The sequence below is a fragment of the Streptomyces sp. NPDC048254 genome (assembly GCF_043201895.1).
GTDB lineage: Bacteria > Actinomycetota > Actinomycetes > Streptomycetales > Streptomycetaceae > Streptomyces.
Genome location: NZ_JBICZJ010000014.1, coordinates 45424 through 71830, shown reverse-complemented (window position 1 = coordinate 71830; position 26407 = coordinate 45424). Strand labels below are relative to the sequence as shown.

23 protein-coding genes and 2 pseudogenes are annotated in these 26407 nt (G+C 72.7%); 9 read left to right on the top strand and 16 right to left on the bottom strand.

The features are described from left to right. Positions 1 to 67: 67 nt before the first annotated feature. Both ACGFZQ_RS33635 and ACGFZQ_RS33630 read right to left on the bottom strand, forming a co-directional pair. Positions 68 to 790, bottom strand: a complete 723-nt coding sequence (locus ACGFZQ_RS33635) for an MBL fold metallo-hydrolase (RefSeq protein WP_393843511.1) — start codon at positions 788 to 790, stop codon at positions 68 to 70. Between the two features lie 61 nt (positions 791 to 851). Beyond that, positions 852 to 2207, bottom strand: coding sequence for a dipeptidase (locus ACGFZQ_RS33630; RefSeq protein ID WP_393843510.1), 1356 nt, complete (start codon positions 2205 to 2207; stop codon positions 852 to 854). 235 nt (positions 2208 to 2442) lie between these two features. On the opposite strand from ACGFZQ_RS33630, the gene ACGFZQ_RS33625 reads away from it, so the two are divergent. Further along, positions 2443 to 3756, top strand: a complete 1314-nt coding sequence (locus tag ACGFZQ_RS33625) for a geranylgeranyl reductase family protein (RefSeq protein ID WP_393843509.1) — start codon at positions 2443 to 2445, stop codon at positions 3754 to 3756. On the opposite strand, the gene ACGFZQ_RS33620 is transcribed toward ACGFZQ_RS33625, so the two are convergent. Continuing rightward, positions 3746 to 4195, bottom strand: coding sequence for a nitroreductase family deazaflavin-dependent oxidoreductase (locus ACGFZQ_RS33620; protein ID WP_351742587.1), 450 nt, complete (start codon positions 4193 to 4195; stop codon positions 3746 to 3748). The genes ACGFZQ_RS33625 and ACGFZQ_RS33620 overlap by 11 nt on opposite strands. A 202-nt stretch (positions 4196 to 4397) precedes the next feature. Between ACGFZQ_RS33620 and ACGFZQ_RS33615 the strand changes: the two genes are divergently transcribed. Further along, positions 4398 to 5096: a TetR/AcrR family transcriptional regulator gene (locus ACGFZQ_RS33615; protein ID WP_393843508.1), complete on the top strand. Its 699-nt coding sequence runs from the start codon at positions 4398 to 4400 to the stop codon at positions 5094 to 5096. A 140-nt stretch (positions 5097 to 5236) separates the two neighbouring features. On the opposite strand, the gene ACGFZQ_RS33610 is transcribed toward ACGFZQ_RS33615, so the two are convergent. Next, positions 5237 to 6340, bottom strand: coding sequence for a medium chain dehydrogenase/reductase family protein (locus ACGFZQ_RS33610; protein WP_393843507.1), 1104 nt, complete (start codon positions 6338 to 6340; stop codon positions 5237 to 5239). Between the two features lie 329 nt (positions 6341 to 6669). Between ACGFZQ_RS33610 and ACGFZQ_RS33605 the strand changes: the two genes are divergently transcribed. The 3 genes from ACGFZQ_RS33605 to ACGFZQ_RS33595 all read left to right on the top strand — a co-directional run bounded on the left by ACGFZQ_RS33605 (position 6670) and on the right by ACGFZQ_RS33595 (position 9489). Next, on the top strand, positions 6670 to 7320 hold the full coding sequence (locus tag ACGFZQ_RS33605) for a TetR/AcrR family transcriptional regulator (protein WP_351742596.1): 651 nt from the start codon (positions 6670 to 6672) through the stop codon (positions 7318 to 7320). A gap of 169 nt (positions 7321 to 7489) precedes the next feature. Continuing rightward, positions 7490 to 8827 carry a sensor histidine kinase gene (locus ACGFZQ_RS33600; protein ID WP_393843506.1) on the top strand — a complete coding sequence of 446 codons (1338 nt, stop codon included), beginning with the start codon at positions 7490 to 7492 and terminating at the stop codon, positions 8825 to 8827. After that, complete coding sequence (locus tag ACGFZQ_RS33595) at positions 8824 to 9489, top strand: response regulator (protein WP_393843505.1); 666 nt, start codon at positions 8824 to 8826, stop codon at positions 9487 to 9489. The genes ACGFZQ_RS33600 and ACGFZQ_RS33595 overlap by 4 nt, the downstream gene beginning before the upstream one ends. 65 nt (positions 9490 to 9554) lie before the next feature. Here the strand turns inward: ACGFZQ_RS33595 and ACGFZQ_RS33590 are convergent, their stop codons facing one another. The 6 genes from ACGFZQ_RS33590 to manD form a co-directional block, all read right to left on the bottom strand. After that, positions 9555 to 10184 carry a bifunctional 4-hydroxy-2-oxoglutarate aldolase/2-dehydro-3-deoxy-phosphogluconate aldolase gene (locus tag ACGFZQ_RS33590; RefSeq protein WP_393843504.1) on the bottom strand — a complete coding sequence of 210 codons (630 nt, stop codon included), beginning with the start codon at positions 10182 to 10184 and terminating at the stop codon, positions 9555 to 9557. A 58-nt stretch (positions 10185 to 10242) separates the two neighbouring features. Next, on the bottom strand, positions 10243 to 11214 hold the full coding sequence (locus ACGFZQ_RS33585; protein WP_393843503.1) for a sugar kinase: 972 nt from the start codon (positions 11212 to 11214) through the stop codon (positions 10243 to 10245). A 25-nt stretch (positions 11215 to 11239) separates the two neighbouring features. Next, positions 11240 to 12301, bottom strand: coding sequence for an L-idonate 5-dehydrogenase (locus ACGFZQ_RS33580; RefSeq protein ID WP_393843502.1), 1062 nt, complete (start codon positions 12299 to 12301; stop codon positions 11240 to 11242). Further along, a complete protein-coding gene (locus ACGFZQ_RS33575) occupies positions 12298 to 13692 on the bottom strand; it encodes an MFS transporter (RefSeq protein ID WP_393843501.1) in 1395 nt (464 codons plus the stop codon). The genes ACGFZQ_RS33580 and ACGFZQ_RS33575 overlap by 4 nt, the downstream gene beginning before the upstream one ends. Positions 13693 to 13777: 85 nt before the next feature. Next, positions 13778 to 15217 carry a mannitol dehydrogenase family protein gene (locus tag ACGFZQ_RS33570; protein WP_393843500.1) on the bottom strand — a complete coding sequence of 480 codons (1440 nt, stop codon included), beginning with the start codon at positions 15215 to 15217 and terminating at the stop codon, positions 13778 to 13780. Then, positions 15214 to 16422, bottom strand: a complete 1209-nt coding sequence (manD, locus tag ACGFZQ_RS33565) for a D-mannonate dehydratase ManD (RefSeq protein ID WP_393843499.1) — start codon at positions 16420 to 16422, stop codon at positions 15214 to 15216. The genes ACGFZQ_RS33570 and manD overlap by 4 nt, the downstream gene beginning before the upstream one ends. 110 nt (positions 16423 to 16532) lie before the next feature. On the opposite strand from manD, the gene ACGFZQ_RS33560 reads away from it, so the two are divergent. Continuing rightward, positions 16533 to 17246 carry a GntR family transcriptional regulator gene (locus ACGFZQ_RS33560; protein ID WP_393843498.1) on the top strand — a complete coding sequence of 238 codons (714 nt, stop codon included), beginning with the start codon at positions 16533 to 16535 and terminating at the stop codon, positions 17244 to 17246. A 99-nt stretch (positions 17247 to 17345) separates the two neighbouring features. Here the strand turns inward: ACGFZQ_RS33560 and ACGFZQ_RS33555 are convergent, their stop codons facing one another. Next, the gene (locus tag ACGFZQ_RS33555; protein ID WP_393843497.1) at positions 17346 to 18836 is read right to left on the bottom strand and encodes an MFS transporter; all 1491 of its coding nucleotides are present in this window, start codon (positions 18834 to 18836) and stop codon (positions 17346 to 17348) included. A gap of 86 nt (positions 18837 to 18922) precedes the next feature. On the opposite strand from ACGFZQ_RS33555, the gene ACGFZQ_RS33550 reads away from it, so the two are divergent. Next, entirely contained in the window at positions 18923 to 19315 is a 393-nt protein-coding gene (locus tag ACGFZQ_RS33550) for a MarR family winged helix-turn-helix transcriptional regulator (RefSeq protein ID WP_393843496.1), read from the top strand. Positions 19316 to 19324: 9 nt separating this feature from the next. Here the strand turns inward: ACGFZQ_RS33550 and ACGFZQ_RS33545 are convergent, their stop codons facing one another. From ACGFZQ_RS33545 to ACGFZQ_RS33530, 4 genes and pseudogenes are all read right to left on the bottom strand, one after another. Then, positions 19325 to 20059 carry a maleylpyruvate isomerase family mycothiol-dependent enzyme gene (locus tag ACGFZQ_RS33545; RefSeq protein WP_393843495.1) on the bottom strand — a complete coding sequence of 245 codons (735 nt, stop codon included), beginning with the start codon at positions 20057 to 20059 and terminating at the stop codon, positions 19325 to 19327. Between the two features lie 417 nt (positions 20060 to 20476). Further along, on the bottom strand, positions 20477 to 21181 hold the full coding sequence (locus ACGFZQ_RS33540) for a CPBP family intramembrane glutamic endopeptidase (protein WP_393843494.1): 705 nt from the start codon (positions 21179 to 21181) through the stop codon (positions 20477 to 20479). Between the two features lie 23 nt (positions 21182 to 21204). Beyond that, positions 21205 to 21303: pseudogene (locus tag ACGFZQ_RS33535) on the bottom strand (arginine deiminase family protein); the annotation flags it as partial. A gap of 259 nt (positions 21304 to 21562) precedes the next feature. Beyond that, positions 21563 to 21763, bottom strand: a pseudogene (locus ACGFZQ_RS33530) (arginine-ornithine antiporter); the annotation flags it as partial. A 172-nt stretch (positions 21764 to 21935) separates the two neighbouring features. Between ACGFZQ_RS33530 and ACGFZQ_RS33525 the strand changes: the two are divergent. Next, a complete protein-coding gene (locus ACGFZQ_RS33525; protein ID WP_393843493.1) occupies positions 21936 to 23630 on the top strand; it encodes an alpha/beta hydrolase in 1695 nt (564 codons plus the stop codon). Positions 23631 to 23672: 42 nt separating this feature from the next. Here ACGFZQ_RS33525 and ACGFZQ_RS33520 read toward each other — a convergent pair whose 3' ends face one another. Further along, positions 23673 to 24824 (bottom strand): MFS transporter, encoded by a 1152-nt coding sequence (locus ACGFZQ_RS33520; RefSeq protein WP_393843492.1) that lies wholly within the window; start codon positions 24822 to 24824, stop codon positions 23673 to 23675. 259 nt (positions 24825 to 25083) lie between these two features. On the opposite strand from ACGFZQ_RS33520, the gene ACGFZQ_RS33515 reads away from it, so the two are divergent. Then, entirely contained in the window at positions 25084 to 26328 is a 1245-nt protein-coding gene (locus ACGFZQ_RS33515; RefSeq protein ID WP_393843491.1) for a serine hydrolase domain-containing protein, read from the top strand. The last annotated feature ends 79 nt before the right edge of the window (positions 26329 to 26407 follow it).

Sequence of the window (26407 nt, the reverse complement as noted above, 5' to 3'; positions counted from 1 at the left end):
GTCCGCCGAGGCAGCGACGTCGGCGTGGGCGGCGATACGGCACGCGGTGTCGGCCATGTCCCCATGGTCAGCGCGGCGGCCCGTAGGTGTCCGCGGATTTCCGCAGCACCCGGGATGCCTTCGCGGTCACCGGATCACCATGGCCGAAACAAGCCACCTCCGCGTCCAGATCGGCCAGCCGCCCGAAGGACGCGACGGCCCGGGCCCGGTCGAGGTTGAACACCCCGAGGATCACCGAACCGGTGACCGGGGACACCGCCACCGCGTCCCCGGTGAACAGCACACCGTGCGCGGGGAGATGGAGCGCGATGCTGCCGTCGGTGTGGCCTGGGGCGTGGACGACCCGGGCGCCGCCGCCGAAGTCCAGGACGTCACCGTCGGACAACTCCGTCACCTCGTCCGGGGGGACCGGCTCGCCGGCCGGCAGCAGTTTCGCGACCTCGGCCCGGATCGGCTGCTCCCACTCCTCGAACACCGGCGGCGGGCCCGGGATCTCACCCCGGATCACCGGTGCGTCCAGGCGGTGGGCCAGCACTTCGGCTCCGCTCAGGGCGGCGAACTCCGCCGCCCCGCCGACGTGATCCTCGTGGAAATGGGTGAGGACGATCCGGCGTACCGACGAAGGGGACCGGCCCAGCGCGGTGAGCGCGTCGGCGATGGGCCGGCCCGAGCCGGGCGGGCCGGCGTCGATCAGCGTCGAGGCGCCGGCGTCCGGGTCGTGCCAGAGGTAGGCCTGGCCGACCGGGAAGCGCAGCAGGTGCAGCCGGGGGAGCAGTTCGATGACGTCCATGCCCCGACCGTAGGAGGGCCCCCGTCCGCGGACGAGGGCCCTCTGCCGTCGGCAGAGCGGTTCAGCCCGCCGCGTAGTTCCGCAGGAACAGCGCCTCGGCCACCGACAGGCGCTCCAGTTCCTCGGGAGACACGCTCTCGTTGACCGCGTGGATCTGCGCCTCCGGCTCGCTCAGACCGATCAGCAGGATCTCGGCGTGCGGGTAGAGGCTCGCCAGGGTGTTGCACAGCGGGATGGAGCCGCCCTGACCGGCGTACTGCATCGTCTCGCCCGGGTAGGCGACCGCCATCGCGTCGGCCATCGCCTGGTACGCCGGGCTGGTGGTGTCGGCGCGGAACGGCTGCCCCTGGCCGACCGTCTCCGTCCGCACCCGGGCACCCCACGGCGTGTGCGCCTCCACATGGGCCTGGAGCAGCTTGCTCGCCTCGGCCGCGTCCACGCCCGGCGGCACCCGCAGGCTGACCAGGGCACGGGCGCTCGCCTGCACCGACGGGGTCGCGCCGACCACGGGCGGACAGTCGATGCCGAGCACCGTGACCGCCGGACGCGCCCAGACGCGGTCCGCGACCGAGCCGTCACCGATCAGCCCGACGCCGTCCAGCACCTTGGCGTCCTTGCGGAACTGCTCCTCCTCGTACTCCAGCCCCGCCCAGCCCGACTCCGGCGCGAGCCCTTCGACCGTCGTCGAACCGTCCTCGGCGCGCAGCGAGTCCAGCACCCGGATCAGCGCGGCCAGCGCGTCCGGGGCGGCACCGCCGAACTGCCCGGAGTGCAGATTGCCCTGAAGCGTGTCGATCTGGACCCGGATCATGGCCATGCCGCGCAGGGTCGTGGTCACCGTCGGCAGGCCGACCCGGAAGTTGCCCGTGTCGCCGATGACGATCGTGTCCGCCGTAAGCAGGTCGGGGTGCTGCTCGGCGTACTGCTCCAGGCCGCCGGTGCCCATCTCCTCGGAACCCTCGGCGATCACCTTGACGTTGACCGGGACGCCGCCGTTCGCCTTCAGTGCACGCAGCGCCAGCAGGTGCATGATCACGCCGCCCTTGCAGTCGGCGGCACCGCGCCCGTACCAGCGGCCGTCCCGCTCGGTCAGCTCGAACGGCGGGGAGGTCCAGGCGGCCTCGTCCAGCGGCGGCTGCACATCGTAGTGCGCGTACAGCAGGACCGTTTTGGCACCTTCCGGCCCAGGCAGGTAGCCGTACACCGACTGCGTGCCGTCCGGGGTGTCCAGTACGGCGACGTCCACGAAGTCCTCGGCGCGCAGCGCGTCGGCGACCCAGTTCGCGGCGCCCTCGCTCTCGCTCCTCGGGAACTGGGCGAAGTCCGCCACCGACTTGAAGGCCACCAGCTCGGCGAGCTCCGCCCTCGCCCTGGGCAGCAGGGCGGCGACGGTCTCGGCGACCGGATTGGACGACATGGGCACGCTCCTCGTGGGTGCGACGTTGAACTGGTGAGTACACCGATCCTCCCACAGCGGCCTGCGGCGATCTCCGCCGTAGGATGCGGGGGGACAGGTGGTAGGTGCCCGGCTACGGACGGACAGGGCCTGACCCACGGGTCGATACGGCACCTACGGCTTGATACGGCATTTGGCACTTACGGCAACTACAGCACTTACGGCTTCTACGGCTTGATCGGAGCAGCGGACCATCGTGAGCGGTGAGAATTCCTCGGCGGACGACGTGCAGCGGGTGTGGGACGTCGTCGTGGTGGGCGCGGGACCCGCGGGGGCATCGGCGGCCTATGCGGCGGCGGTCGCGGGACGGCGCGTGCTGTTGCTGGAGAAAGCCGAGCTGCCCCGCTACAAGACCTGCGGCGGCGGCATCATCGGACCCTCGCGCGACGCGCTCCCGCCCGGCTTCGAGCTGCCCCTCAAGGACCGGGTGCACGCGGTCACCTTCTCCAACAACGGACGGTTCACCCGCACCCGCCGCTCCAAGCAGATGATGTTCGGGCTGATCAACCGGCCCGAGTTCGACCAGCAGCTGGTCGAGCACGCCCAGAAGGCGGGCGCCGAACTGCGCACGGGCGCCGCCGTGCAGCGCGTCGAACAGCACGGCTCGGCCGTTCCCGACCGGCGCACGGTCGCCGTCGTCCTCCAGGGCGGCGAGACCCTGCTGGCCCGCGCGGTGGTCGGCGCCGACGGCAGCGCCAGCCGGATAGGCGCCCATGTCGGCGTGAAGGTCGACCAGGTGGACCTCGGCCTGGAGGCGGAGATCCCGGTGCCGGAGACGGTCGCCGAGGACTGGAAGGGACGGGTCCTCATCGACTGGGGCCCGATGCCGGGCAGTTACGGCTGGGTCTTCCCCAAGGGCGACACCCTGACCGTCGGCGTGATCTCGGCGCGCGGCGAAGGCGCCGCCACCAAACGGTACTTGGAGGACTTCGTCGCCCGGCTCGGCCTCGCCGGCTTCGAACCGAGCATCTCCTCCGGCCACCTGACCCGCTGCCGCGCCGACGACTCGCCGCTGTCGCGCGGCCGGGTGCTCGTGTGTGGTGACGCGGCCGGCCTCCTTGAGCCGTGGACCCGCGAGGGCATCTCCTTCGCACTGCGCTCGGGGCGGCTCGCGGGGGAGTGGGCGGTGCGGATCGCCGAGGCCCACGACGCCGTGGACACCCGCCGTCAGGCGCTGAACTACGCCTTCGCCGTCAAGGCGGGCCTCGGCGTCGAGATGAGCGTCGGCAAGCGGATGCTCGCGGTGTTCGAGCGCAGGCCCGGCCTGTTCCACGCGGCCCTGACCGGCTTCCGCCCGGCCTGGCGCGCGTTCAAGGAGATCACCCAGGGCCGGACCTCGCTCGGCGAACTCGTCCGCTCCCACCCGCTCGCCCAGCGTGCCCTCACCACACTGGCTCCGGAACCGGTGGCCGCGGAGAAGGCCGCCGGGGCGGACGGGGACGATGTGGACGGCCCGGACGGCGCGGACGGCGCGGACGGCGCCGACACGGAGGGTTCGGTCACTTCGTGACGGCGATTCGGAAGACCGGGTGGTCGGGGGCGATGCGACGCAGGTCGGTGTCGGGCGAGTCGGGGCCGACCCCGTTGAAGAAGACGCCGACCTCGGCCTTCCAGCGCTTCAGGTAGGCCCGCAGCAGCTCGACCTTGTCGTCGTCGGCGACCTCGGTGGCGGTGAAGACGTCCACGTTCTTGCCGAGCCGCAGTTCGCCGCCGCCGGCTGCGCGCATGTTGTGGGTCCACTGGACGTGGCCGCGCGGCGCGAGCAGATACTGCTGCCCGTCCACCGTCAGCAGGTTCACGGGGGTGGTGCGCCACTCCCCGCTCTTGCGTCCGCGGACGGCGAGGACGCGGGAGCCCCAGATGCTGATGCCGCGTCCGGTGAGCCAGGACACGGTCCGGTTGAAGATGTTGACGGTGAACCAGCCGGGCTTCTGGACGTGTGTCGACATGGTGACCCCCACAGTTTGGGAGAGCGGTGCTCTCGCTTGACTCCAGTGTGGGGGAGATCGGCGATCCAAAGCAAGAGCGGTGCTCTCCTTTTTGTGCGGCGCACTTGTTTGGGATCGGCGCACCGAAAGGAGTTCGGTGCTCTATTTCGAGTGCGCTGCTCCGAACTGTGTGCACCGCTCTGCGCGTGGCAGACTGCTTTCCATGACCACCGCACAGGGCGCCCGCGCGCGAGCCAGGATGGAAGTCACCGCGGCCATCAAGGACGAGGCGCGCAGACAGCTCGCGGCCGAGGGTGCGGCCAAGCTGTCGCTGCGGGCCGTCGCACGCGAACTCGGCATGGTCTCCTCGGCGCTCTACCGCTATTTCCCCAGCCGGGACGACCTGCTCACCGCGCTGATCATCGACGCCTACGACTCCCTCGGCGAGGCCGCCGAGGCCGCGCACGCCACCGCCCTGGCCGCCGGCGCCGTCCCGGCGCGGCGCTGGGTCACCGTGTGCGAGGCGGTACGCGGCTGGGCGCTGGCGCATCCGCACGAGTACGCGCTGATCTACGGCTCGCCGGTGCCCGGCTACGCGGCCCCGGACACGACCATCCAGCCGGCCGCCCGGGTCGCCCTCGTCCTGATCGGCATCCTGGTCGACGCGTTCGAGCAACGGGGTCTGGCGCGTACCCCCGTGCCGGCCGAGCTCGCGCCCGAGGCCCGCCGGATGGCCGACGAGCTCGTGCCGGGCCTCCCGCCGGAGGTGGCCGTCGCCATGGCCGCGGCGTGGGCGCAGCTCTTCGGGCTGGTCGGGTTCGAACTGTTCGGCCAGTTCAAGGGGGTCGTGGAGGACCGAGACCGGTTCTTCCGGCATGCGGCCGCTCAACTCGCCCATGGGGTGGGTCTGGTCTTCCCGTAGCGGCCTCCGGTGGGCCAGGGGACGTTTGAGCCGTTGCCTCGACCCGGGCCCGCCTTCGCGGACGACGGGGCGTTCGCGAAGGGCTGTTGCTGAGCCGGCGGGCGTCATTGTGCCGACGGTTGCCGCGGTGCTGACGATTATCACTGTGCCTGGGCGGCCGATGTGTCGGCGCCGTCCTCCGGGACGAGCACGACCTTGCCGGCGACCGTCCCGGACTCGGCGAGCCGCAGGGCCTCGGCGGCATGGGTGAGGGGCAGCCGGGCGGCGATGCGGGCGGTGACCTCGCCGCGTTGGAGGGACTCGAACACCTGGGTGAGGTCGGCGCTCAGCCGGGCCCGGAAGCGGTCCTTGCCGAGGGCGCGCCCCGCCCAGACGTTGAAGAAGTCCGCGTGCCGGCCGTTGGGCAGCGCGTTCCACAGCCACACCCGGCCGAGGATCTTGAGGACGGGCAACTGCTTGGAGCCCGAGTCGTCCCGGGTGGTGGCGCTGCCGTAGGCGACCAGGGTGCCGCCCGGGGCGAGGAGCTGCCAGGAGTCGATGACGCTGCGGCCACCGAGGTGGTCGAAGACGGCGTCGACGCCGCCTGGGGCCAGTTCACGGACCCGGGCCGGGACGTCCTCGGTGCGGTAGTCGACCGGGGTGACGCCCAGGTCCCGCAGCGCGTCGTGGTGACGGGCGGAGGCGGTGCCGATGACGTGCAGGCCCGCCGCACGCGCGAGCTGGACGAGGACCGTGCCGACCCCGCCGTTGGCGCCGTGCACCAGGATCGTCCCGCCCTGCCGCACCCTGGCCTTGCGGTGGAGCATCTGCCAGGCGGTGATGCCGTTGACGACCAGCGTCTCGGCCTCCGCCGCGCCGACACCGGCCGGCACCTCCACGGCGTCGGCCGCGTCGAGCACGACGTGACTGGCCCAGCCGCCCACCTTGACCAGGGACGCCACCCGCTTGCCGACGAGCCCGGGCGCGACTCCCTCGCCGGCCGTGAGCACCGTGCCGACCAGGTCGTAGCCCGGGACGAAGGGGAACGGCGGCTGGTCGTAGTAGCGGCCGCGGCGCATCTGCTGCTCCGCGAAGGAGACGCCGGTGGCCTCCATGCGCACGACGATCTGGCCGGCGCCCGGGACCGGTATCTCGCCGCGGCGGATCTGCAGCCCTTCGGGCTCCACGACGCCCGGCAGGACGACCTCGACGAGCTGGGTACCGGCTGCGGTGCCCTTGGGTGCGGCGGTTCCTGCGGTTTCCATGACGACCTCCATGACGATCTCCCTGTGGACGCAGTCGCAAGCGAAAGAGGCACTCGCGTGCGTTAGAAGCTATAACTAACATGACTGGCGCTCGCGTTAGTGTCAAGCTCTCGCGACCCGGGGGTGCTAACTTTCGTTAGAGCTCATATCGAAAGTGATAGGTTGAAACGGTCGAAACAGCCCTGAAGGCCAGAGGCAAGGTCAGGGGCAAGGCCAGAGGCTCGGAAACCCGGAAACCTGAAGCGCTCGGGACGCCCGGGACGCCCGGGCACCCGGGCACCCGGGCACCGGGAGACTGAGACGTCAGCAGTGAGAGGAGCGTGCAGGTCATGGCGGCAGATGCGGTGAGCCCTCGCGAGCGGTACCGGAGCCAGGTGCGGGCCGACATCAAGGCGCGCGCCTGGGAGCAGATCGCCAAGTCCGGCGCGTCGGGCCTGTCCCTGAACGCGATCGCGAAGGAACTGGGCATGAGCGGCCCCGCCCTCTACCGCTACTTCGGCAGCCGGGACGAGCTGATCACCGAGTTGATCCGGGACGCCTACCGCAGCCTGGCCGACACCTTCCGGGCCGCGGCCGATTCCCGGGACGGCGTCGAAGGCCTCGCGCGCGCCCTGCGCCGCTGGGCGCTCGACGATCCTCAGCGGTACTTCCTCGTCTACGGCACGCCGGTGCCCGGATATCACGCGCCCGACGACATCACCGCCATCGCCCGCGAGATCATGGCCGCGCTGCTCGACGTCTGCGCGGCGGCCGAGCCCGAGGCGCCCGTCTCCGCCGGCTTCACCGCGCATCTCGCCCAGCACCGCCAGTGGGCCGACGGCCACCCCGCGTCGCCTGGGGTGCTGCGCCGGGCGCTGGCGTTCTGGACCCGGATGCACGGTGTGCTCTCCCTCGAACTCGCCGGGCAGTTCGCGGGCATGGGCTTCGACCCGGAGCGGCTGTTCGACGCCGAGGTGGCGGAACTGGCATCCGGCCGCTGACCCCACCCCACCCCACCCCACCCCGCCGCACCCAACCGCACCCCCTGCACCCCACTCCCTGCGCTGCACCGTGTCGCACCGCGCCCGGCGGCCTACTTCGCGGGGAGTACGCGTGATCACCTCGCCGGGCTGACGCTCGCGCGGGCCGGCGCCGTCTAGCGTGGCGGACATGGACGAGCAGCGGGTATGGGTGCGCGGCCCCGCGCACTGGTGGCGCTACGGGCCCCCGTGGTGGCAGCGCGCCGACGACGGCGCGGACGAGCCGTCGCGCGGCCGGCTGCCGTGGCGCACCACCGTCCCGCTCACCGTGCTCGTGCTGGTGGGCTCGAACTTCGCCGCCCACCAGCAGCCGCACCGCGAACCCCTCGACGTCTACGCACGCCTGCTGCTCCTCGCCGCCTGCGCGCTGCTGCTGTGGCGGCACCGGCACCCGGTGCCCGTCGTGTTCGGCACGGCGGGGCTCGCCCTCATCTACCTCGCGGCCGGATACCCGTACGGGCCGGTCTTCGCGGCCGTCGCCATGGCCTGCTTCAGCGCCGTGGTCGCCGGGCGCCGCCGGGCAGCCTGGGCGGCCGTCGGGATGCTGTGGGGTGGCCACCTGCTGATCTCGCTCTGGCTCTACCGCTGGCTGCCACCACCGGGTGGCACGGGGGCGAATCCCGGCCAGGAGGTGATCATCGCCACCTGGGTGCTGATCATCGTCTCGGTGGCCGAGCTGGTCCGGCTGCGGCGCGAGCAGTGGGCGCGGGAGCGGGCCGACCGCGCCCAGGCGGCCCGGCGGCGGGCGGACGCGGAACGACTGCGGATCGCCCGCGAGCTGCACGACGTGCTGGCGCACAGCATCTCGGTCATCAACGTCCAGGCGGCCATGGGCCTCGCGCTGCTGGACTCCGACCCCGAGCAGGCCCGGTCCGCGCTCACGACCATCAAGGCCGCCAGCAAGGAGGCGCTCGGCGAGGTCCGTCAGGTGCTCGACACCCTGCGCGCGCCGGGAGACGCGCCGCGCGCGCCCGCTCCCGGCCTCGGGCGGCTGCCGGAACTGGTCGAACAGGCGGCGAGCGCCGGGCTCACCGTGGCGGTGGAGGGGGAGCCGCCGCGGCTGCCGCCCGGCGCCGACCTGGCCGCCTTCCGGATCGTGCAGGAGGCACTCACCAATGTCGTACGGCACTCGGGTTCACGGCACGCGCGCGTACGGCTCGACCACGGGGGCGGGGAACTGCGGCTGCGGATCGACGACGACGGTCCCGCGACCGGCGCGGACGCGGGCGGCAGCGGGAACGGGCTGGCCGGGATGCGGGAACGGGCGGCCGCGCTGGGTGGCACGATCGAGGCGGGACCGCGCGCCGACGGCGGTTTCCGGGTGCTGGCCGTGCTGCCTCTGACCGATGCCGCGCCGCCCTCGGCCGACATCGCGCCGCCCGCGACCGACGTCATGCCACCCTCGGCCGATGCCGCGCCGCCCGCGGCCGACTCCGTACTGCCCATGACCGACCGGGAGGACCGATGATCCGGGTACTGCTCGCCGACGACCAGTCGCTGGTGCGGGCCGGTTTCCGGGCGCTGCTCGACGCGCAGCCGGACATCGAGGTGGCCGGGGAGGCGGCGGACGGCGAGGAGGCGCTGCGCAGGGTGCGCGAACTGCGCCCCGATGTCGTCCTGATGGACATCCGCATGCCGCATCTCGACGGCCTGGCCGCGACCCGCCGTATCACCGGGGAGAAGGAGCTGACGGACGTCAAGGTGGTGATGCTGACGACGTTCGAACTGGACGAGTACGTCTTCGAGGCGATCCGCTCCGGCGCCTCCGGGTTCCTGGTCAAGGACACCGAGCCGGAGGAACTCGTACGCGCGGTCCGGGCGGTGGTGGGCGGGGACGCACTGCTGTCGCCGGGTGTGACGCGGCGGCTGATCGCGGAGTTCGCGGCCCGTTCCAAGGAGCCGACCGCCGCCGATTCCCTCGCCCAACTCACCGAGCGGGAAAGGGAGGTGATGGCCCTGGTCGGCATCGGACTGTCCAACGAGGAGATCGCCCGCCGCCTGGTGGTCAGTCCCCTCACCGCAAAGACCCATGTGAGCCGCACGATGGTGAAGCTGGGCGCCCGCGACCGGGCCCAACTGGTCGTCCTGGCCTATGAGTCGGGGCTGGTACGGCCGGGCTGGCTGGGCTGACGGGGACAAGGGGGAGGCGGGCACATCGTCGGGCACCCGGCCAGGAGATCCCGGGGACCGGAGCTCTAACGCCCGGTCAGCGCCTCGGTGAAGTCCCGGGCCCGGCGGGTGATCTCCGGCCAGTCGCCGGCGGCCACCACGGCGGGCGGCACGACCTGCGAACCGGCGCACACCGCACGGGCGCCCGCGGCCAGGAAACCGGCCGCGTTGCCCGCGTCGACGCCGCCCGAGGCGACCAGCGGCACGTCCGGGAAGGGGCCGGCCAGGTCGCGCAGGTAGCCGGGGCCGAAGGCGCGCGCCGGGAAGATCTTCACCGCGTCGGCGCCCAGGTCGAGCGCCTGCCCGACCTCCGTCGGTGTCAGGGCCCCCAGCACGACCGGCACGTCCGCCGCCGCGGCCACCTCGACGACCTCGGGGCGGCAGCCGGGGGTGACGAGGTAGCGGGCGCCCGCGTCGATCAGTTCCGCGGCCTGCGCGGCGGTCATCACCGTGCCCGCCCCGATGCCGTCGGCGTCGTCGGCGACCGCCCGGCGCAGATGGGCGGCGAGGGAGGGCGTGGTGCGCGTGAACTCGATCCAGCGGATGCCGCCGGCCCGCAGCGCCGCGCACAGCGCGGCCGCGTCGGGGATCTCCGGCGCGCGGACCACCGCGATCACCCGGTCCTTCGACAGCTGGGGGAGGAAGTCGGTCTTCATGGGCGGGAGTTCTCCTTCGGTGTGGTTCAGCGGGGTGCGGCGGCCCAGGCGTCGTGGTTCAGCGGGGTGCCGCGGCGGCCCAGGCGTCGTCGTCCAGGGCGAGGAAACGGTCGGTCTCCGTGCGCGGCGGCATGGCCGGCACGTCGTCCCTGGTGCGCAGGGCCGCGGCGGCCGCGAGATGGCCCAGACGCAGCCGGGAGCGTTCGTCGCGGTCCTCCAGGACGCCGGCCAGGTAGCCGGCCGCGAATGCGTCCCCCGCGCCGACGGGTTCGACCACCTTGGTCGGCAGCGACGGCACGAACGTGCGCTTCCCCTCGGCGTACGAGGTCGCACCGTGCTCCGCGTCCTTGACGACGACGAGCGGCGCCGGGGCGAGGAGGGCGGCGATGTCGTCCGGACGGGCCGTCCCCCACAGGGCTTCGGCCTCGTCGCGTCCGACGAACACGATGTCGGCGGCGCGGGCCAGGGCCAGCAGATCGCGTGCGGCGTCGCCGTCGCGCCAGAGCGCGGGCCGGTGGTTCACGTCGAAGGACACGAGCGGTCCGCGCGGGCCGGCCAGCAGCGCCTCCAGGAGCCGGACACAGCTGTCGGAGAGGGCGGCGGCGACGCCCGACAGGTGCAGGACGCGGGCCCGGTGGAGCGCGGGGTGGGCAGCGAGTTCCGGTCCCATCCGGGTCGCGGCCGATCCGCGCCGGTAGTAGTGCGTGCGGGTGCCGTCCGGGCCGGGGTCCTTGAAGTAGACGCCGGTCGGCCGGTCGGGATCGGTCTGTACGGCGCTCACGTCCACGCCCCGCGCGCCGAGTTCCGCGAGGATACGGCGGCCGAACGGATCGTCGCCGACGCGGCTCAGCCAGGCCGCGCGATGCCCGAGGCCGGCCAGTCCGCAGGCGACGTTGGACTCGGCGCCGCCGATGCCGAGGCCGAGTGCGGACTGGCCGGCGAGCGGACGGGCGTCCGGCGGGCTGAGGACGGCCATGGTCTCACCGACGCACACGACGTCGGCCGGCTGGTCTTGACGGTCAGGGGACACGGTTGCTCCAGGAGAGGGGTGGGCGTCAGGAGTCGGCCGCGAGCCGCAGCATGACCTTGCTGCTGCCGCTCGCCGGGTCGGCGGCGACGGCGAGTGCCTCCTCGGCCCGGTCCAGCGGGAAACGGTGGGTGATCAGCGGGGTGACGTCCAGGCCGTCCCGCAGGGCGCGCAGCGCGTCGTCGATCTCCTCCACGAAGCGGTACGAGCCGATCCAGGTGATCTCCCGGGTCACCAGGTCGCCGAGGGCGGCGGGTACGGCCGTACCGGGCAGGTTGCCGACCTGGACGAGGGTGCCGCCCCGGGCCGTGGCCCGCAGCACCGGCCCGAGCGCGGCCGGGGCGCCGGACGCCTCGAAGACCACGTCGACGTCCTCGGGCAGTGCTTCGCCGCGGGAGAGGTCGACGGTCTCGTCGGCGCCCATCGCGCGGGCGACGCGCAAGGACGACGGGGCCAGGTCCGCCGCGAGGACCGTGCCCGCGCCGCGGTGCCGGGCGGCGGCGACGACCAGAGAGCCGATCGGCCCGCAGCCGTTGACCAGGACCGTACGGCCGCGCAGCCCGGGCGCCCGGCCGACGGCGTGCAGGGCGACGGCCAACGGTTCGGCGAGGGCGCCCTGTTGGGTGTCGACACCGTCCGGGAGCGGCCGGATCTGCGCCGCGGGCACCGTCCGGTACTCGCTGAAACCGCCGTCGGTGTGCGGATCGAAGGCCGCCGAGCCGAAGTAACGGACGCGCGGGTGGAGGTTGGTGCGCCCGGCGATGCGTTCGGGAAGGGCGTGGTCGCCGACGAGCTGGGCCGGGTGGACGGTGACCGGCTGCCCCTCGGTGAGGCCGGTGACCCCGTCGCCGAGTCCGGCGATCCGGCCCGCGAACTCGTGCCCGAGCACCAGCGGGTGGGTGAGTGCGGCGGTGCCGGACGTCCCCTTCTTCCAGTAGGCGATGTCGGACCCGCAGATCCCGCCCCACTCCAGCGCCAGCAGCACCTCGCCCGGGCCGGGCACCGGCCGCTCCCGTTCGTCGATGCGCAGGTCGCCGGGGCCGTGCACGACGACGGCGCGCATCCGGTCGGCTGCCACCAGGGTGTTCATACGGCGTCCTCCAGGCGGACCAGGTCACGTCCGCGGGTCTCGGGCGCGAGCAACGCGCTGACGAAGGTGATGAGCGAGTAGACGACGAGCATCGCGGCGATGGGCCACCAGCTTCCGGTGACGGCCGTGAGGCTCGCCGCGAGGACCGGGCCGATCGCGGTCGCCAGGATGCCGCCGATCTCCTTGGCGAGGGCGAGCTGCGTGAACCGGGTGCGGGCGCCGAAGAGTTCGGCCATCGTGACGCTCTCCAGCGAGAACAGGCCGAGGACGCCGACGTTCAGCCCGAGGACCATGCCGAGCATCACGCCGGGCGTCGAGCCGGAAGTGATGAGGAGCATCACCGGGAAGGCGATCACGACCGTCAGCGCGGTGAGCGTGAGGTAGAGGGCGCGGCGCCCGAAGCGGTCGCCGAGCAGGCCGACGAGCGGCACGGTGGCGAAGCCGAGCAGCGAGCCGTAGACGATCGCGTCCGTCGGGACCGACCGGCCCACCGCCAGGTTGGTGGCGATGTAGCCGACCAGGAACGTCTGCACCAGCCCGGAGTTGCCCGCCTGCCCGAAGCGCAGCCCCAGCGCGAGGAAGAACGCCCTGCCCTTGCGCTGCCGGATGCCGGCGGCCAGCACACTGCCCTCCTGCTCGTCGGCCCGGGCGATCACGGACTCGACCTCGTCCTTGGCCAGCGCCACCCCGTCCACCACGTCGGCCCGCTCCTCGAAGACCGGGCTCTCCTTGAGGCCGCGGCGCAGCCAGAACGCGAACAGCATCAGCACGAAGCTCAGCAGGAAGGGCAGCCGCCAGCCCCAGGACAGCAGTTGCTCCTCGCTGAGCACGCTCAGCAGGACCGCCCACAGCCCGGAGGCGGCGAGCGTGCCGGAGTTGGTGCCGAGCGAGACCAGCGAGGAGATCAGACCGCGCCGTTTCGCGGGCGCGTACTCGGCCAGCAGCACCGTCGCGCCGGCGATCTCGGCCCCGGCCCCGAAGCCCTGGACCAGCCGCAGCACCACCAGCAGTACCGGTGCGAGGATGCCGATGGCGGCGTAGGTCGGCAGGGCGCCGATGAGCGTGGTGGAGGCGCCCATCAGCAGGATGGTGATGTACAGCACCTTCTTGCGGCCGATCCGGTCGCCCATCCGCCCGAAGTAGACGGCGCCGGCCAGCCGGGCGACGTATCCGACGCCGTATGTGGCCATGGCGGCGATGAGCCCGATGGCGGGGCTGACGTCCGGGAAGAAGATCTTGTTGAAGACGATCGCGGCGGCCAGCGAGTAGAGCTGGAAGTCCATGAACTCCATGGCCGTGCCGAGCCAGCCGGAGACGGCGGCCCGGGCCAGGTCGCCGGCGGTGCGGTCGGCCGGCTGCGTCTGCTGAGCGGCTATGACGCTGTCCTTCATCGTGAACTCCGTTGTTCGGGGACGGAAGGTGACGTAAGGGGACTGAAGCGGAGCTAGGGGGCGTGGGGGCGCGGGGGTGTGGGTCTCAGATCTCGATGTGTCCGGCCCGCAGGGCGGGGAGCCGGTCCGCGACGGCCGCGGTGAGCGCGTCGTCGTCCGCCAGATCCGCCGCGCCGAGGACGTGCAGCAGCGCACGTACCGAGTCGGCGGGGCGGATCGCCGGTCCCCAGCAGGTGGCGAGTGAAGCGGACGCGGGATCGGCCGGCGCGTCGTTGCGGCTGGTGCCGAACGCCCAGGCGGCGAGGGCGAGTTCGAGAACGGGTGCGTTCCTGCCTGCCGCGCGCAGGGTGCGCAGGGCGGGCAGCCAGCGTTCCGTGACCTTCAGCGACGCGTCGGAGCCGATCTGCCGCAGCAGGTGGCGCATCGCGGGATTGCGGAAACGTACGACGAGGTCGTCGGCGTAGGCGGCCGGATCGGGGCCGCCGGCGGGGAGCGTGGGGGCGACCTCCGCGCACAGCGTCCGTACCAGGCGTTCGCCCCAGTCCGCCGCCATGGCCTCGGCGACCGTGGTCAGCCCCGCTGCCGCGCCCAGGTGGGCGAGCGCGGAGTGGGAGCCGTTCAGCAGGCGCAGCTTGGTGAGCTGATAGGGCGTCACGTCCGGTACGAACAGGGCGCCGTCCCGTTCCCAGGGCGGTCGGGGTGCGGCGAAGGAATCCTGCAGCACCCACTGCCGGTACGGTTCCGCCGTCACCGGCAGGGCATCCCGCACCCCGAGCGCGGCGTCGGCGGACGCCCGGTCGGCCTCGTCGGTCGCGGGCACGATACGGTCCACGACCGTCGCGGGAAAGGCGACGGCGCCGGCCATCCGGTCCAGGACCTTCGAACGATCCGGCCAGGCGGACGCCCGCACGAAGTCGTGGACGACCCGGGCCAGCGCGGCGCCGTTGTCCGCCATGTTGTCGCAGGACGCGACGGTGATCGGGGGCGCGCCCGCGCGCATCCGCGCCGCGAGGCCTGCGGCGAGCCGGCCGACCACCGTGGTGAGGCGGTCGTCGGGCCCGGCCCGGAGATCGGCGGCGACGGGCGCGGCCGCGGTGTCCAGTCCGCCCGTCCGTGGCGACCGGTGGTAGCCCTTCTCGGTCACCGTCAGGGTCACCACGGTCACCTCGGGGTCGGCGAGCAGGGTGTCGACGGCCTTCGCGTCGGGGCCCATGGCCAGCGCGCCGACCACCGAACCGACGACGCGGGTGCGGTTGCCCTCCGGCCGGCGTTCGGTGAGCGAGTACAGGCAGTCCTGGTCGCGCAGGGCGGAGACGGTCTGGGCCGAGCGCGGCGCGATGGCGGTGATGCCCCAGGGCTCGCCGGAGCGGGCGGCGGCCTGCTCGGTGTAGACGGCCTGGTGGGCCCGGTGGAAGGCGCCGAGGCCGAAGTGGACGACACGGGTGCGCAGTTCGGCCGGATCGACCGCGGGCCGCAGCGCGGCGGGGAGCCGGGAGAGCGTCGTACGGTTCAGCGAGGCGCTCACCAGTCGTGCACCGAACCGTCGAGGCGGCGCGCCACCGGGAGATAGCGCCGCTGGTAGGGGAAGCGCTCGGCGGCCTTGTCGTCGTACGCGACGCCGAGGCCCGGCTCCTCGCTCGGCCGGAGCATGCCGTCGGCGTAGGTGACGCCCGTGCGGAACACCTCGGCGGTCTCGGCGGGGTGGCCCATGTACTCCTGGATGCCGAAGTTGGGCACGGCGATGTCCAGGTGGACGGCGGCGGCCATGCTGACGGGGGACAGGTCGGTCGCTCCGTGCGAGCCGGTGCGTACCTGGTGGAGCGCGGCGAGGTCGAAGATCCGGCGCAGATGGGTGATCCCGCCCGCGTGCACGACGGTCGTGCGGACGTAGTCGATGAGCTGCGCGCTGATCAGGTGCTGGACGTCCCAGATCGAGTTCATGACCTCGCCGACCGCGATCGGCGTCGTCGTGTGCTCGCGGATGAGCCGGAAGGACTCCTGGTTCTCGGCCGGGGTCGGATCCTCCATCCAGAACAGCCGGCAGCCCTCGACGCTCTTGCCGAACCGGGCCGCCTCGATCGGGGTCAGCCGGTGGTGCACGTCGTGCAGGAGGTGGAAGCCGAAGCCGAAGCGTTCCCGCACGGCCTCCAGGTAGGTGGGCGCGAAGCCGAGGTAGGCCTCGGTGTCCCACGGTTGCTCCTCGGGCAGGTCGGTCGCGGCGGGCTCGTAGACGGCGCCCTTGCGCACGCCGTACGTCCCTCCGACGCCGGGCACGGCGGCCTGCGCGCGTACGGCCTTGTAGCCCAGCTCCAGATAGCGCTCGACGTCGTCGAGGAGCGAGGGCACGTCGGTGCCGCTGGCGTGCGAGTAGACCAGCACGCCGTCGCGGGAGCGGCCGCCGAGGAGCTGGTAGACGGGCAGTCCGGCGACCTTGCCCTTGATGTCCCACAGGGCGGTGTCGACGGCGGAGATCGCGGTCATCGTCACAGGTCCGCGCCGCCAGTAGGCGCCCTTGTAGAGGTACTGCCACATGTCCTCGATGCGTGCCGGGTCACGGCCGATCAGCAGCGGGACCACGTGGTCGCGCAGATAGCTCGCGACGGCCAGCTCACGTCCGTTGAGCGTGGCGTCGCCGAGTCCGGTCACCCCGTCCGAGGTGGTGATGCGCAGCGTGACGAACGTCCGTCCCGGTGAGGCGATGAGCACCTCGGCCCGTTCGATCTTGCTCACTTACGGCTCCCATCCTGTCGTGCAGTACTTGTATACAAGCATCTGTCGTACAGGTGGGCAATACCCTTTCCGCTGCTACGGGCGACGGAAGCGCTACGTAGGATGTGTACATGGCTCAATCGAACGGGCGACGGACGAGTCGGCGCGACATCTACCTGAAGCTGCGTCAGATGGTCCTGGCCCTTGAACTCGCCCCGGGCGCCGCGCTGTCGGAGAACGAGATCGCCGCGTCCCTGGGCGTCAGCCGCACCCCGGTGCGGGAGAGCCTGATCATGCTGGCCCAGGAGGGGCTGGTGCAGGTCTTCCCGAAGGTCGGGTCGTTCGTGTCCCGGGTGGACCCGGCGCAGGTGGCCGACGCGCAGTTCCTGCGGGAGGCGGTGGAACTCGCCGCCCTGGAGGACCTGCCCGAGCGGCTCGACGCCGACGTCGTCGGAGAACTGCGGGACAACCTGGAGCGCCAGCGCGGTGCCGGGCTCGGCCTGGAGGAGTTCTTCGCCCTGGACGAGGCTTTCCACCAGGGCCTGATGCGGCTCAGCGGGCACGGCAACGTGTGGACCACCGTCGCGGCGGCCAAGGGGCACCTGGACCGGGCCCGCCGTCTCGGCCTGCACGAGAACGAGTCCCCGGCCGTCTTCGCCGAACAGCACCACGAGATCTTCGCGGCGGTCGTCGGCGGTGACGTCCCGCTCGCCCGGGCCGCCATGCGCTCGCACCTGCGTGCCGTCTTCAACGACATCGAACGCATCCGCGCCCATTCACCCGAACTCTTCGCCACCGGCACCTCGACGGTGCCGGTGCGCCGCAATGTCGTGGTCTGGGAGTGAGTGCCACACCGTCGCCGGCCATGCAACGAGGGGTGCCGCACACCCGAAGGCGTGCGGCACCCCTGACCGGTACGAACAGCGGACCGCGACGTGCACCCGCTAGTCGCGAACCGGCACGCGCTCCCCTTCCGCCTCCCGCACGTCGGCGGACTTGGCGACGACGACCGACGGTCCGCCGCTGCCGCTGCGACGGCGCAGCCCCGTCAGCGTGATCAGCAGTCCGGCGAGGGCCACGCCCGCGACCACCATGAAGCCGGGGCGGTAGCTGTCGAGCATCGCCTGCGGGGTCGCATGCGCCGGGGCGCCCGCGGTGACCACGGCCGTCACGATCGCCAGGAAGATCGCGCCGCCCACCTGCACCGAAGTGTTGAGGAGCCCGGAGACCATGCCCTGCTCGTGGTCGTCGACCCCGTTGGTGGCCTGGATGTTGAGCGAGGGGAAGACCAGCGCGCAGGCCGCGCCGATCAGCAGCATCGACGGCAGGATCACCGCCGCGTACACCGGGTCCAGGTCGACGCGCAGGAACAGGGCGTATCCGAGGACCATGAACGCGAAGCCCGCCGCGATCAGCCGCGGGGTGCCGAAGCGGTCCACTATGGCACCGACCTTGGTCGAGGACACCGCCACGAGCGCGCCCGCGGGCAGGAAGGCCAGGGCGGTGTGCAGCGCCGACCAGCCGAGCAGGGACTGCATGTACAGGGTGGTCAGGAACTGGAAGCCGACGTAGGAGCCGAAGAAGGCGACCGCGCCGAGCTGGGCGCGGACCTGGTTGCCCGAGCGCAGCACGCCGAGCCGGATGAGCGGGCCGGGGGAGCGGCGTTCGACCCGGACGAAGACGGTCAGCAGGACCGCGACCGCGAGGAAGGACAGCAGGGTGCGGGCCGATGCCCAGCCCACCTGCGGGGCCTCCACCACGGTGAACACCAGGAGCAGCATGGAGGCGGTACCGAGGACCGCGCCGGGGATGTCGTAGCCGTTGTGGTCGCGTTCGCGGGCGCTGCGCGGCAGCAGCCTGAGCCCGGCGACCAGCGCGATCAGGGCGATGGGCGCGGGCAGCAGCATGGTGAGGCGCCAGCTGGCCTCGGTGAGCAGGCCGGACAGCACCAGGCCCATGGAGAAGCCGGTGGCCGCGCAGGTGGTGTAGATGGCGAGGGCGCGGTTGCGCAGCGGGCCCTCCGGGAACGTGGTCGTGATGATCGAGAGGCCGGCCGGAGCGGTGAAGGCCGCGCTCAGGCCCTTGATGAAGCGGCTGGCGATCAGCAGCGGGCCCGAGTCGACCAGGCCGCCGAGCAGCGAGGCGAGTGCGAAGACGCCGAGGGCCACGAGGAACACCTGGCGGCGGCCCAGCAGGTCGGCGGTCCGGCCGCCGAGCAGCAACAGGCCGCCGTAGCCCAGGATGTAGCCGCTGACGATCCATTGCAGCGTCGAGGTCGACAGGTGCAGGTCGGAGCCGATCGACGGCAGCGCGACGCCGACCATCGAGACGTCCAGGGCGTCCAGGAACATCGCGGCGCAGAGCACCAGCAGGGTGCCCCAGAGGCGGGGAGTCCAGCGTCCCTCGGGAGCAGGGGCGGTGAGCGGAGAGGTCATGCCCACAGACACTACATGCGCATGCATCGAATGCAAGCGCATTTAATTACGATGCAACAATCTCGTTTCTCTGCTACGGTGCGGAGATGGCGGCGAAGAAGCCCGAGCAGGCACTCGTGGAGCAGTGGCGGGACATGCTGGCCCTGCACGCCCGGACCCAGTGCGAACTCGACCGCGCCCTGCACGGCCACGGGCTGTGCGCCAGTGACTTCGAGGTCCTCGACCTGCTCTCCGACGGTCCGACGGCCGACGGCGGTTGCAGCTACCGCGTCCAGGAGATCGCCGAGCGGGTACACCTCAGCCAGAGCGCGCTGTCCCGGCTGGTAGCCCGGCTGGAGAAGGACGGCCTGGTCGAGCGGGCCATGTGCCCGGAGGACCGGCGTGGTGTGCGGGTGGCGCTCACGGGCAAGGGACGCGCGCTGCACGGCGAGGTGCTGCCGGTGCAGCGCGCGGTGCTCACCCGGATGCTGGCCGGCTAGGACCGGCGGTCAGATCCCGGACCTGGTACGCCACAGATCGGCCAGTTCCGGGTCGCCGATCACCTTCGGCACCGGTACCCGGTTCCACAGCGCCAGGTACAACTCGTCGGCAGGACCGGAGAGTTCGGCCATCGCCTCAGAGAGCGCGCCGAGTTCCGTGACGGGCGGCTGCTCCGACAGCCGTACGGTCCAGACCGCGTCCCGGTCCGCGGCGCGCACCTGGAGCACCCGCGGGTATTCGGAGCGGACCCGGCTGCGGGAGCGGGCGTGGAAGCCGCGCAGCAGTTCGTCGATGCCGTCGACCGCGAAGTCCGCCGCGATCGGGGACGCCGGCCCGCCCCGGGCGGCCTCGGCGTCGTACCGGTGGACGGTCGTCTCATGGGCCTGCCGGCGCAGCCAGAAGGTGAGCGGTGAGGGGACGGGGGCGGGGTGGAAGGTCCAGCACGTCACGTTCCGCGGCGCACCGGCCAGGGTGTCGACGAGGTCGCGGTGGCCGTCCTGGAACCACGTGGTCAGTTCGGCGCCGTCGAGGTCGGGCGGGTCGGGGATGGGCCGGGGTCCGGGATGGGCGTCGGCGACGACACCGGCGGCCCACCGGTGGATGGTGCCCGTGTGCCGCAGCAGGTCGCGCACCCGCCAGTCCGGGCAGGTCGGCACCTCGGCGTCGAGGCCCGCCACCACGGCGGCCGCGGCCAGCGACCGGCCCTCCCGGTCCAGGATCTGAAGATACTCGGCAGTCTCCATGCCGCGAGTCTGCCCGATACGGCACGCGGCAGCGCGGCAGGCCTCGATACGGCGTGCGCCTGGCGCGGCAGGCCTCGACATGGCACGCGCCGGGGCGGCAGGCCTCGATACGGCGTGCGCCTGGCGCGGCAGGCCTCGACATGGCACGCGCCAGCGCGGCAGGCCTCGATACGGCGTGCGCCGGCGCGGCCCGCCCCGGTGCCTGCCATATCGGCGCTGCGGGCCCGGCCGTGTGCTGTGTGAGCGCCGAAGTCCCGGCGTGTGCCGTACCAGTGCGGCAGGCCCCGGCGTGTGCCAGGTCAGTGCGGCAGGCCCCGGTGTGTGCCGTGTCGGCACTGCGGCCCCGGTGTCTGCCGTGTCGGCGCTGCGGCCCCGGTGTGTGCCGTGTCCGCGGCGCGGGCCCCCGTGCGGCAGCCCCTAGCGCAGCAGGAATCCCACCGCGTAGCCCAGCGCGTTGACCGCCCAGTGCAGGGCCATCGGCGCCAGCAGGGAGCCGCTGCGGTCGCGCAGCCAGCACAGCAGACAGCCCGCCACGGCGGTGAACAGCACGGCCCCGATGTCCACCAGGACCGCGCCGGCGGCCGAGTGCCCGAAGAGCGAACCCAGCGTCGGCTTTTCCTTGTTGAGGTTCAGCGAGGGCAGGATGTGCCAGAGGCCGAACAGGACGGAGGACAGCACAGCGGCCGTCGTGGCCGTGCGCAGCCGGCGCAGCAGCGCGAACAGCACCCCGCGGAAGGCGATCTCCTCCAGCAGCACGGTCCCCACGGGTACCGCGACCAGCGCCTTGAAGGCGATCTCCGCACCGCTCAGCGCGTTGGTCCGCTGGTCCGCGAACAATCCCCGGGTGACCGGGAGAAGCGCCCCGCACAGATAGACCGCCGCGACGATCCCGATCAGGGCGACCGCCCAACGCACCCCGTCCGCCAGCGTGTTCCGGCCCAGCCCCAGCTCGGCCCAGTCGCCCCCGGCGCAGAACAGCAGCGCCACCAGGGCAGCCGAGGCGACGACCGCGGTCAGCAGGATCCAGGACCGGGCCCAGCGGTTGTCCAGCAGGTTGGCCGCCACCAGCACGGTCACCGCCGCCACCAGCGCGGCCCGGGTGGGGAGCCGGGAGACCGGCATCTCCGGGTCCGGGCCGGGGCGTGTCAGAACTCGACCGGGTCGCGCGGCGGCGGGCAGGTCATGCAGTGCCCGCCGCCGCGCCCCCGGCCCAGTTCGGCGCCGACGATTGTGATGACCTGTAACTCGACCACGTCCACGTCCCGTTCACGGATCTTGTCGACGGAGTCGGCCGGGGTGAGCCTGCGGTGAGCCGGCCCCGGCGCGCAGACCAGGACCCTGTGCGGGCTGCCCACCTCGGAGTGGACGCCGAACGCGGCCCGGTCGGTGGGGGCTTGACGGCTCACGGTGCACCTTCCGGAGGTCTCGGAGACTGATCCGGCCGAGCGCCGGAGCAAGGATCCCGGCCACACCGCGCCCACGGTGGACATGATCAGCCCCCAGTAGAATCAGCATGCCGGTGCCCGCGATCACCCAGGCGATCAGCGCGCCCGCGACACCGGTCTCCTCGGCGAACCGGCGCGGCAGCGAGAACACCCCGGCGCCGACCGTCGCACCGACCACCATCGCGGTCGGCGTGGGCAGGTACAGCTTGGCCACAGGCGGCGAGGAGCGGGGGCTCTCGGTCGTCTGGGCCTGCGCCATGCCCACCACGATGGGACATCCCCGGATGCCCTGCATCTTTTGTCACCCAAGGGGATGGCCCCGGGGATCGCCCGGATGCGGCGGTGGGCGCGGTGGCCGATCGTGGTGCCGAGGTGGCCAAGTGGGTGTTGCGGGCAGGACTCTGAATCGTACGAGGGACTGGACCCGGCGGATGACGGAACGGGTGCGCCGGCACGCGGGCTCCGACCGGGTGGTGCGGCGGCGGCCGTGCTGGTGCGGAACCGCCGTGGCGGTCCTGTGCTACTGCCTGTCCCTCACCCCGTCCCTGCTCCCGCGTGCCTGGTGGCTCCAGGGACTCGTCGCCGGCGTCTCGGCGGTCGTCGGATACGCCGTCGGCGCACTACTGGAGACACTCGCCCGGTTGCTGCTCCGCTGGGCCGGCTTCCGGATCCGTCCGCGCGTCCGCAGGATCCTCTGGGCGGCCCTCGGGGCCCTCGGGACGGCCGCGGTCGTCGCCGTCACCGCCTGGAGCGTCCACTGGCAGGGCGAGGTCCGGCGCGCGGTCAACCTGCCCCCGCAGGTGGTCTGGTGGCAGTGGGCGCTGGTCCCGGTCGTCGCCGTGATCGTCGGCACGGCACTGCTCCTGATCGGCCGTACGGTACGGCTCGGCACCCGCCTCGTCGCCCGCCCGCTCGGCGTCCACGTCCCGCGCCCGGTCGCGTACGCCACCGGGGTCGCCGTCGTCGTGTTCGTGATCGTCGGCGTCGTCCAGGGCTTCCTGCTGCGCGGGGCGCTGGACGCGATCGAGAGCGGTGCGTCCCTCGCCGACCAGGGCACCACCGAGGGCGTCCACCAGCCCGGCCTGCCCACCCTCTCCGGCACTCCCCGGTCCGCCGCCCACTGGGACACCCTCGGCGCCCGGGGCCGCGACTTCGTCGGCAGGGCCACCACCCGCGCCGACATCACCGCCTTCACCGGCCGGCCGGCCAAGGACCCGGTACGCGTCTACGTGGGCCTGCGCACGGCCGACACCCTCGACGAACGCGCCGCCCTCGCCGTACGCGAACTCGAACGCACCGGCGGCTTCTCCCGGAAGATCCTCGCGGTGCTGGGCACCACCGGCACCGGCTGGATCAACGACCAGGGCAGCAAACCCCTGGAGTACATGTGGGGCGGCGACACCGCCGAGGTCGCCATGCAGTACTCCTACCTGCCCAGCTGGGTCTCCGCGCTCACCGAGGACGAGGCCGCCGACACCGGGCGCGCCCTCTTCGACGCCGTCTACGCCAAGTGGCGGACCCTCCCGGCGGACTCCCGCCCCCAGCTCCTCGTCTACGGCGAGAGCCTCGGCTCCTTCTCCATGGAGTCCGCCCTCGACGGCTCCCTGGCCACGCTCACCGCGAAGACCGACGGCGCGCTGTTCGTCGGGCCGACCTACGACAACCCCCTGTGGAAGAGGGTCACCGCGGAACGGCGGCCGGGCAGCACCGAGTGGCGGCCGGTGGTCGACGACGGTGCGCAGGTGCGCTTCGCGCAGGTGCCGGCGGACTACGGCATCCCGCCTGCGCCCTGGGGAGAGCCCCGCGCGGTCTACCTCCAGAACGGCTCCGACCCGGTCGTCTGGTGGTCACCCGGGCTCGCCTTCCACCAGCCGGACTGGCTGGAGCGTCCGCGCGCCCGGGACGTCTCACCGGCGATGCGCTGGTACCCGCTGCTCACGTTCTGGCAGGTGGCCTGCGACCTGGCCGGCGCGGACAGCGTGCCGGACGGATTCGGCCACCGCTACGGCACGATGCCGACTTCCGCGTGGGTGGAGATCACGCAGCCACCGGGCTGGACGGCAGCCGACACGGCGCGACTGTCCGGCCTGCTGGAATCGGTATGGGAACCGGGCCTGCTGGACTGAGGAGCGGGCGCCTCACCACGACAGCCCGGCGTCCCCGGTCCGTCACTTGCTCGTCGCGCCGATCAGCGTGGCGATCCCCGCCAGTACCGCCACGCTCGTCAGCGCCGTCGACAGTGACGTCCAGTCAGCGATGAAACCGATCGCCGGCGGCCCCAGCAGCATGCCGCCGTACCCGAACGTGGACGCCGTGGCGACGCCCGACGGACCGGCCAGCGCACCCGCTCGTTCCACCGCCACCGGGAACAGGTTGGCCAGCCCCAGCCCCGTGATCGCGAAGCCGAGCAGCGTCGCCCAGGTCCAGGGGGCGAGGGAACCGAGGAGCATGCCGGCCGCAGCCGTCCCGCCGCCGAAGACCACGGTCCTGGACCGTCCGAGCCGCTCCAGCAGCCTCGTTCCGCTGGCCCTGCCGACCGTCATGGCCAGCGCGAAACACGTGTAACCGGCCGCCGCGAGACCTGGCGAGGCATCCAGGTCCTGCCGGAGATGGAGCGCGCCCCAGTCGGCCATCGCCCCCTCGCCGTACGCCGTGCACAGGGCGATCAGGCCGAAGACGATCACCATGCGGCGGGTACGGGTGTCCAGGCGGCGCGGGGCGGCGTCGGTGTGCCGCTCGGCGCGGGGCACCGGGGTGTCGTACCGCAGTAGCGTCGGAGCGGTGGCGGCCGTGACCAGCAGGCCGATCACGGTGAGGGCGAGCAGGTGGCGGGTGGGGGAGAGAGAGCCGGCGACCAGGCCGCCCAGCCCCGCCCCGATCATGCCGCCCAGGCTGAACGACGCATGGAAACTCGGCATGATCGGGCGGCCCAGAGCGGCGATCAGGTCGACGGCCGCGCTGTTGAAGGCGACGTTCAGACCGCCGTAAGCGGCGCCGAACACGAGCAGTACGGCGCCGAGTGCCGCCACCGAGTGGGTGAGCGGGGGCAGCGCGACGCTCAGTGCGAGCAGGGTCGCGCAGACCAGCGTCACCGGGTGGCTGCCGTACCGGCGGCAGAGCCGGCCCGTGAGGGTCATGGTGATCACGGCGCCGGCCGAGACGCCGAGCAGCGCGAGCCCCAGCGCGCCGACCGAGGCATGGGTCTGGTGCTTGATGTCGGGGATCCGGACCACCCAGCCGGCGAAGACGAAGCCGTCCACGGCGAAGAGCGCGGTGATGGCGACACGGAGGCGGGTGAGGGCGGCGGTGCTTCCCGGCACGACGGTGTGCGAACGGGTTTTGTTTATTAGCGGCACAAAATCAGCGTAGGAGGGTGTGCCGGAGTGCCGCAAGGGGAGCGTCGGTCGTTGTGGCGGCCGCCGTGTTCCGGGTGACCGGTTCCGGTGCCATGCGGGAGCGGCTCCTACGGGGGCTATGTACACCCCTCATTCGGAGGACAGCCCCATCCTCAGGCGCTCGCGGATCCGGTTGGCTGGTGATCGCCACCGCACAGGACCCACAGCACCGGGGGATTCGACCATGAAGATGCCGCCGTCGAGGAAGACCAGGGCCGCCGTACTGACCGCAGCGCTGCTCGCGCTGGCGGCACCCACGGCCGCGACCGCCGCCACCGCCGGGCACCCGGTGCCGGGGCACTCCTACGGCGAGGACCCGCTCCGGCGGGACCTGGCGGCGGTGCGGAAGGCCGGGGGCGGCGACGTGAACGTGCTGGCCAGGGTCGACGGACCGGACGGCGCACCGCTCATGGCGCGCATCGGCACCCGGACCGCCGGCTCCCCGGCCCCGATCCCGTGGAACGCGCACTTCCGGGCGGCGAGCACGACGAAGACGTTCGTGGCGACCGTGGTCCTGCAACTCGCGGCGGAGAAGCGGCTGTCGCTGGACGACACCGTGGAGCACTGGCTGCCGGGGGTCGTCGCGGGCAACGGCAACGACGGCGGCCGGATCACCGTCCGCGACCTGCTCCGCCAGACCAGCGGCCTGTACGACTACGTCGACGACCCGGAGATCCAGGACCGGCTGATCAACCACTTCGACGAGAACCGCTACGACACCACGCCCGCCGCCGACCTGGTGGCGGTGGCGACGAAGCACCCGCCGGCCTTCGTGCCCCAGCCGGGCGGGGCCACTCGGTGGGCGTACTCCAACACCAACTACCTGCTGGCCGGGATGATCGCGGAGAAGGCCGGCGGCGCGCCCTGGGACGAACTGGTCGAGCGCCGGGTGATCGCCCGGCTGGGACTGCGGGACACCTCCGTGCCCGGGCTTGATCCGCGGCTGCCCGACCCGCATGTGAACGTGTATCTGACCGGCGCCGACGGCAGGCGTCTCGACGTCACCGAGCACAGTCTCCAGCACACCGCGGACTCCGGTGTGGTGAGCACCACCGCCGACCTGAACACCTTCTTCCGGGCGCTGGCGGGCGGGAAACTGCTGCCCGCCGCGCAGTGGCGCGAGATGCGGCAGACCGTCGAGCGGACCGACGACCCGGAGGACGTGGCGGAGATGCCCGAGGGCACCTACGGGCTCGGGCTGCGCAAGATCCCGCTCTCCTGTGGCGGTTTCTACTACGCCCACGAGGGCGACGGGGCGGGCGTCAACACCCGTCCCGCGGTGAGCGCGGACGGCAGGCGCGCGGTGACGATCTCGCTCACCACCACGACCGCACCGCCGGACCTGGCCGCCCTCAACCGTGCCACGGGCACCCTCGTCGACCACGCCCTGTGCGCCGCCGGCCCCGCCAAGGGTTCGCCGGCGAGCTAGGCCTTCTCTTCGGGTACGGCCGGCCTTCGGGTACGGCCGGCCTTCGGGTGTGGCCGGCGTGCCCCGTCGGTCGTACCCG

Coding starts and splice junctions, on each gene's coding strand:
- ACGFZQ_RS33555 (WP_393843497.1), bottom strand. CDS start 18,836: ATGACCTCTCCGCTCACCGCCCCTGCTCCCGAGGGACGCTGGACTCCC.
- ACGFZQ_RS33580 (WP_393843502.1), bottom strand. CDS start 12,301: ATGAACACCCTGGTGGCAGCCGACCGGATGCGCGCCGTCGTCGTGCAC.
- ACGFZQ_RS33575 (WP_393843501.1), bottom strand. CDS start 13,692: ATGAAGGACAGCGTCATAGCCGCTCAGCAGACGCAGCCGGCCGACCGC.
- ACGFZQ_RS33515 (WP_393843491.1), top strand. CDS start 25,084: ATGAAGATGCCGCCGTCGAGGAAGACCAGGGCCGCCGTACTGACCGCA.
- ACGFZQ_RS33545 (WP_393843495.1), bottom strand. CDS start 20,059: ATGGAGACTGCCGAGTATCTTCAGATCCTGGACCGGGAGGGCCGGTCG.
- ACGFZQ_RS33605 (WP_351742596.1), top strand. CDS start 6,670: ATGGCGGCAGATGCGGTGAGCCCTCGCGAGCGGTACCGGAGCCAGGTG.
- ACGFZQ_RS33550 (WP_393843496.1), top strand. CDS start 18,923: ATGGCGGCGAAGAAGCCCGAGCAGGCACTCGTGGAGCAGTGGCGGGAC.
- ACGFZQ_RS33525 (WP_393843493.1), top strand. CDS start 21,936: ATGACGGAACGGGTGCGCCGGCACGCGGGCTCCGACCGGGTGGTGCGG.
- ACGFZQ_RS33590 (WP_393843504.1), bottom strand. CDS start 10,184: ATGAAGACCGACTTCCTCCCCCAGCTGTCGAAGGACCGGGTGATCGCG.
- ACGFZQ_RS33540 (WP_393843494.1), bottom strand. CDS start 21,181: ATGCCGGTCTCCCGGCTCCCCACCCGGGCCGCGCTGGTGGCGGCGGTG.
- ACGFZQ_RS33560 (WP_393843498.1), top strand. CDS start 16,533: ATGGCTCAATCGAACGGGCGACGGACGAGTCGGCGCGACATCTACCTG.
- ACGFZQ_RS33600 (WP_393843506.1), top strand. CDS start 7,490: ATGGACGAGCAGCGGGTATGGGTGCGCGGCCCCGCGCACTGGTGGCGC.
- ACGFZQ_RS33595 (WP_393843505.1), top strand. CDS start 8,824: ATGATCCGGGTACTGCTCGCCGACGACCAGTCGCTGGTGCGGGCCGGT.
- ACGFZQ_RS33620 (WP_351742587.1), bottom strand. CDS start 4,195: ATGTCGACACACGTCCAGAAGCCCGGCTGGTTCACCGTCAACATCTTC.
- ACGFZQ_RS33610 (WP_393843507.1), bottom strand. CDS start 6,340: ATGGAAACCGCAGGAACCGCCGCACCCAAGGGCACCGCAGCCGGTACC.
- ACGFZQ_RS33630 (WP_393843510.1), bottom strand. CDS start 2,207: ATGTCGTCCAATCCGGTCGCCGAGACCGTCGCCGCCCTGCTGCCCAGG.
- ACGFZQ_RS33615 (WP_393843508.1), top strand. CDS start 4,398: ATGACCACCGCACAGGGCGCCCGCGCGCGAGCCAGGATGGAAGTCACC.
- ACGFZQ_RS33635 (WP_393843511.1), bottom strand. CDS start 790: ATGGACGTCATCGAACTGCTCCCCCGGCTGCACCTGCTGCGCTTCCCG.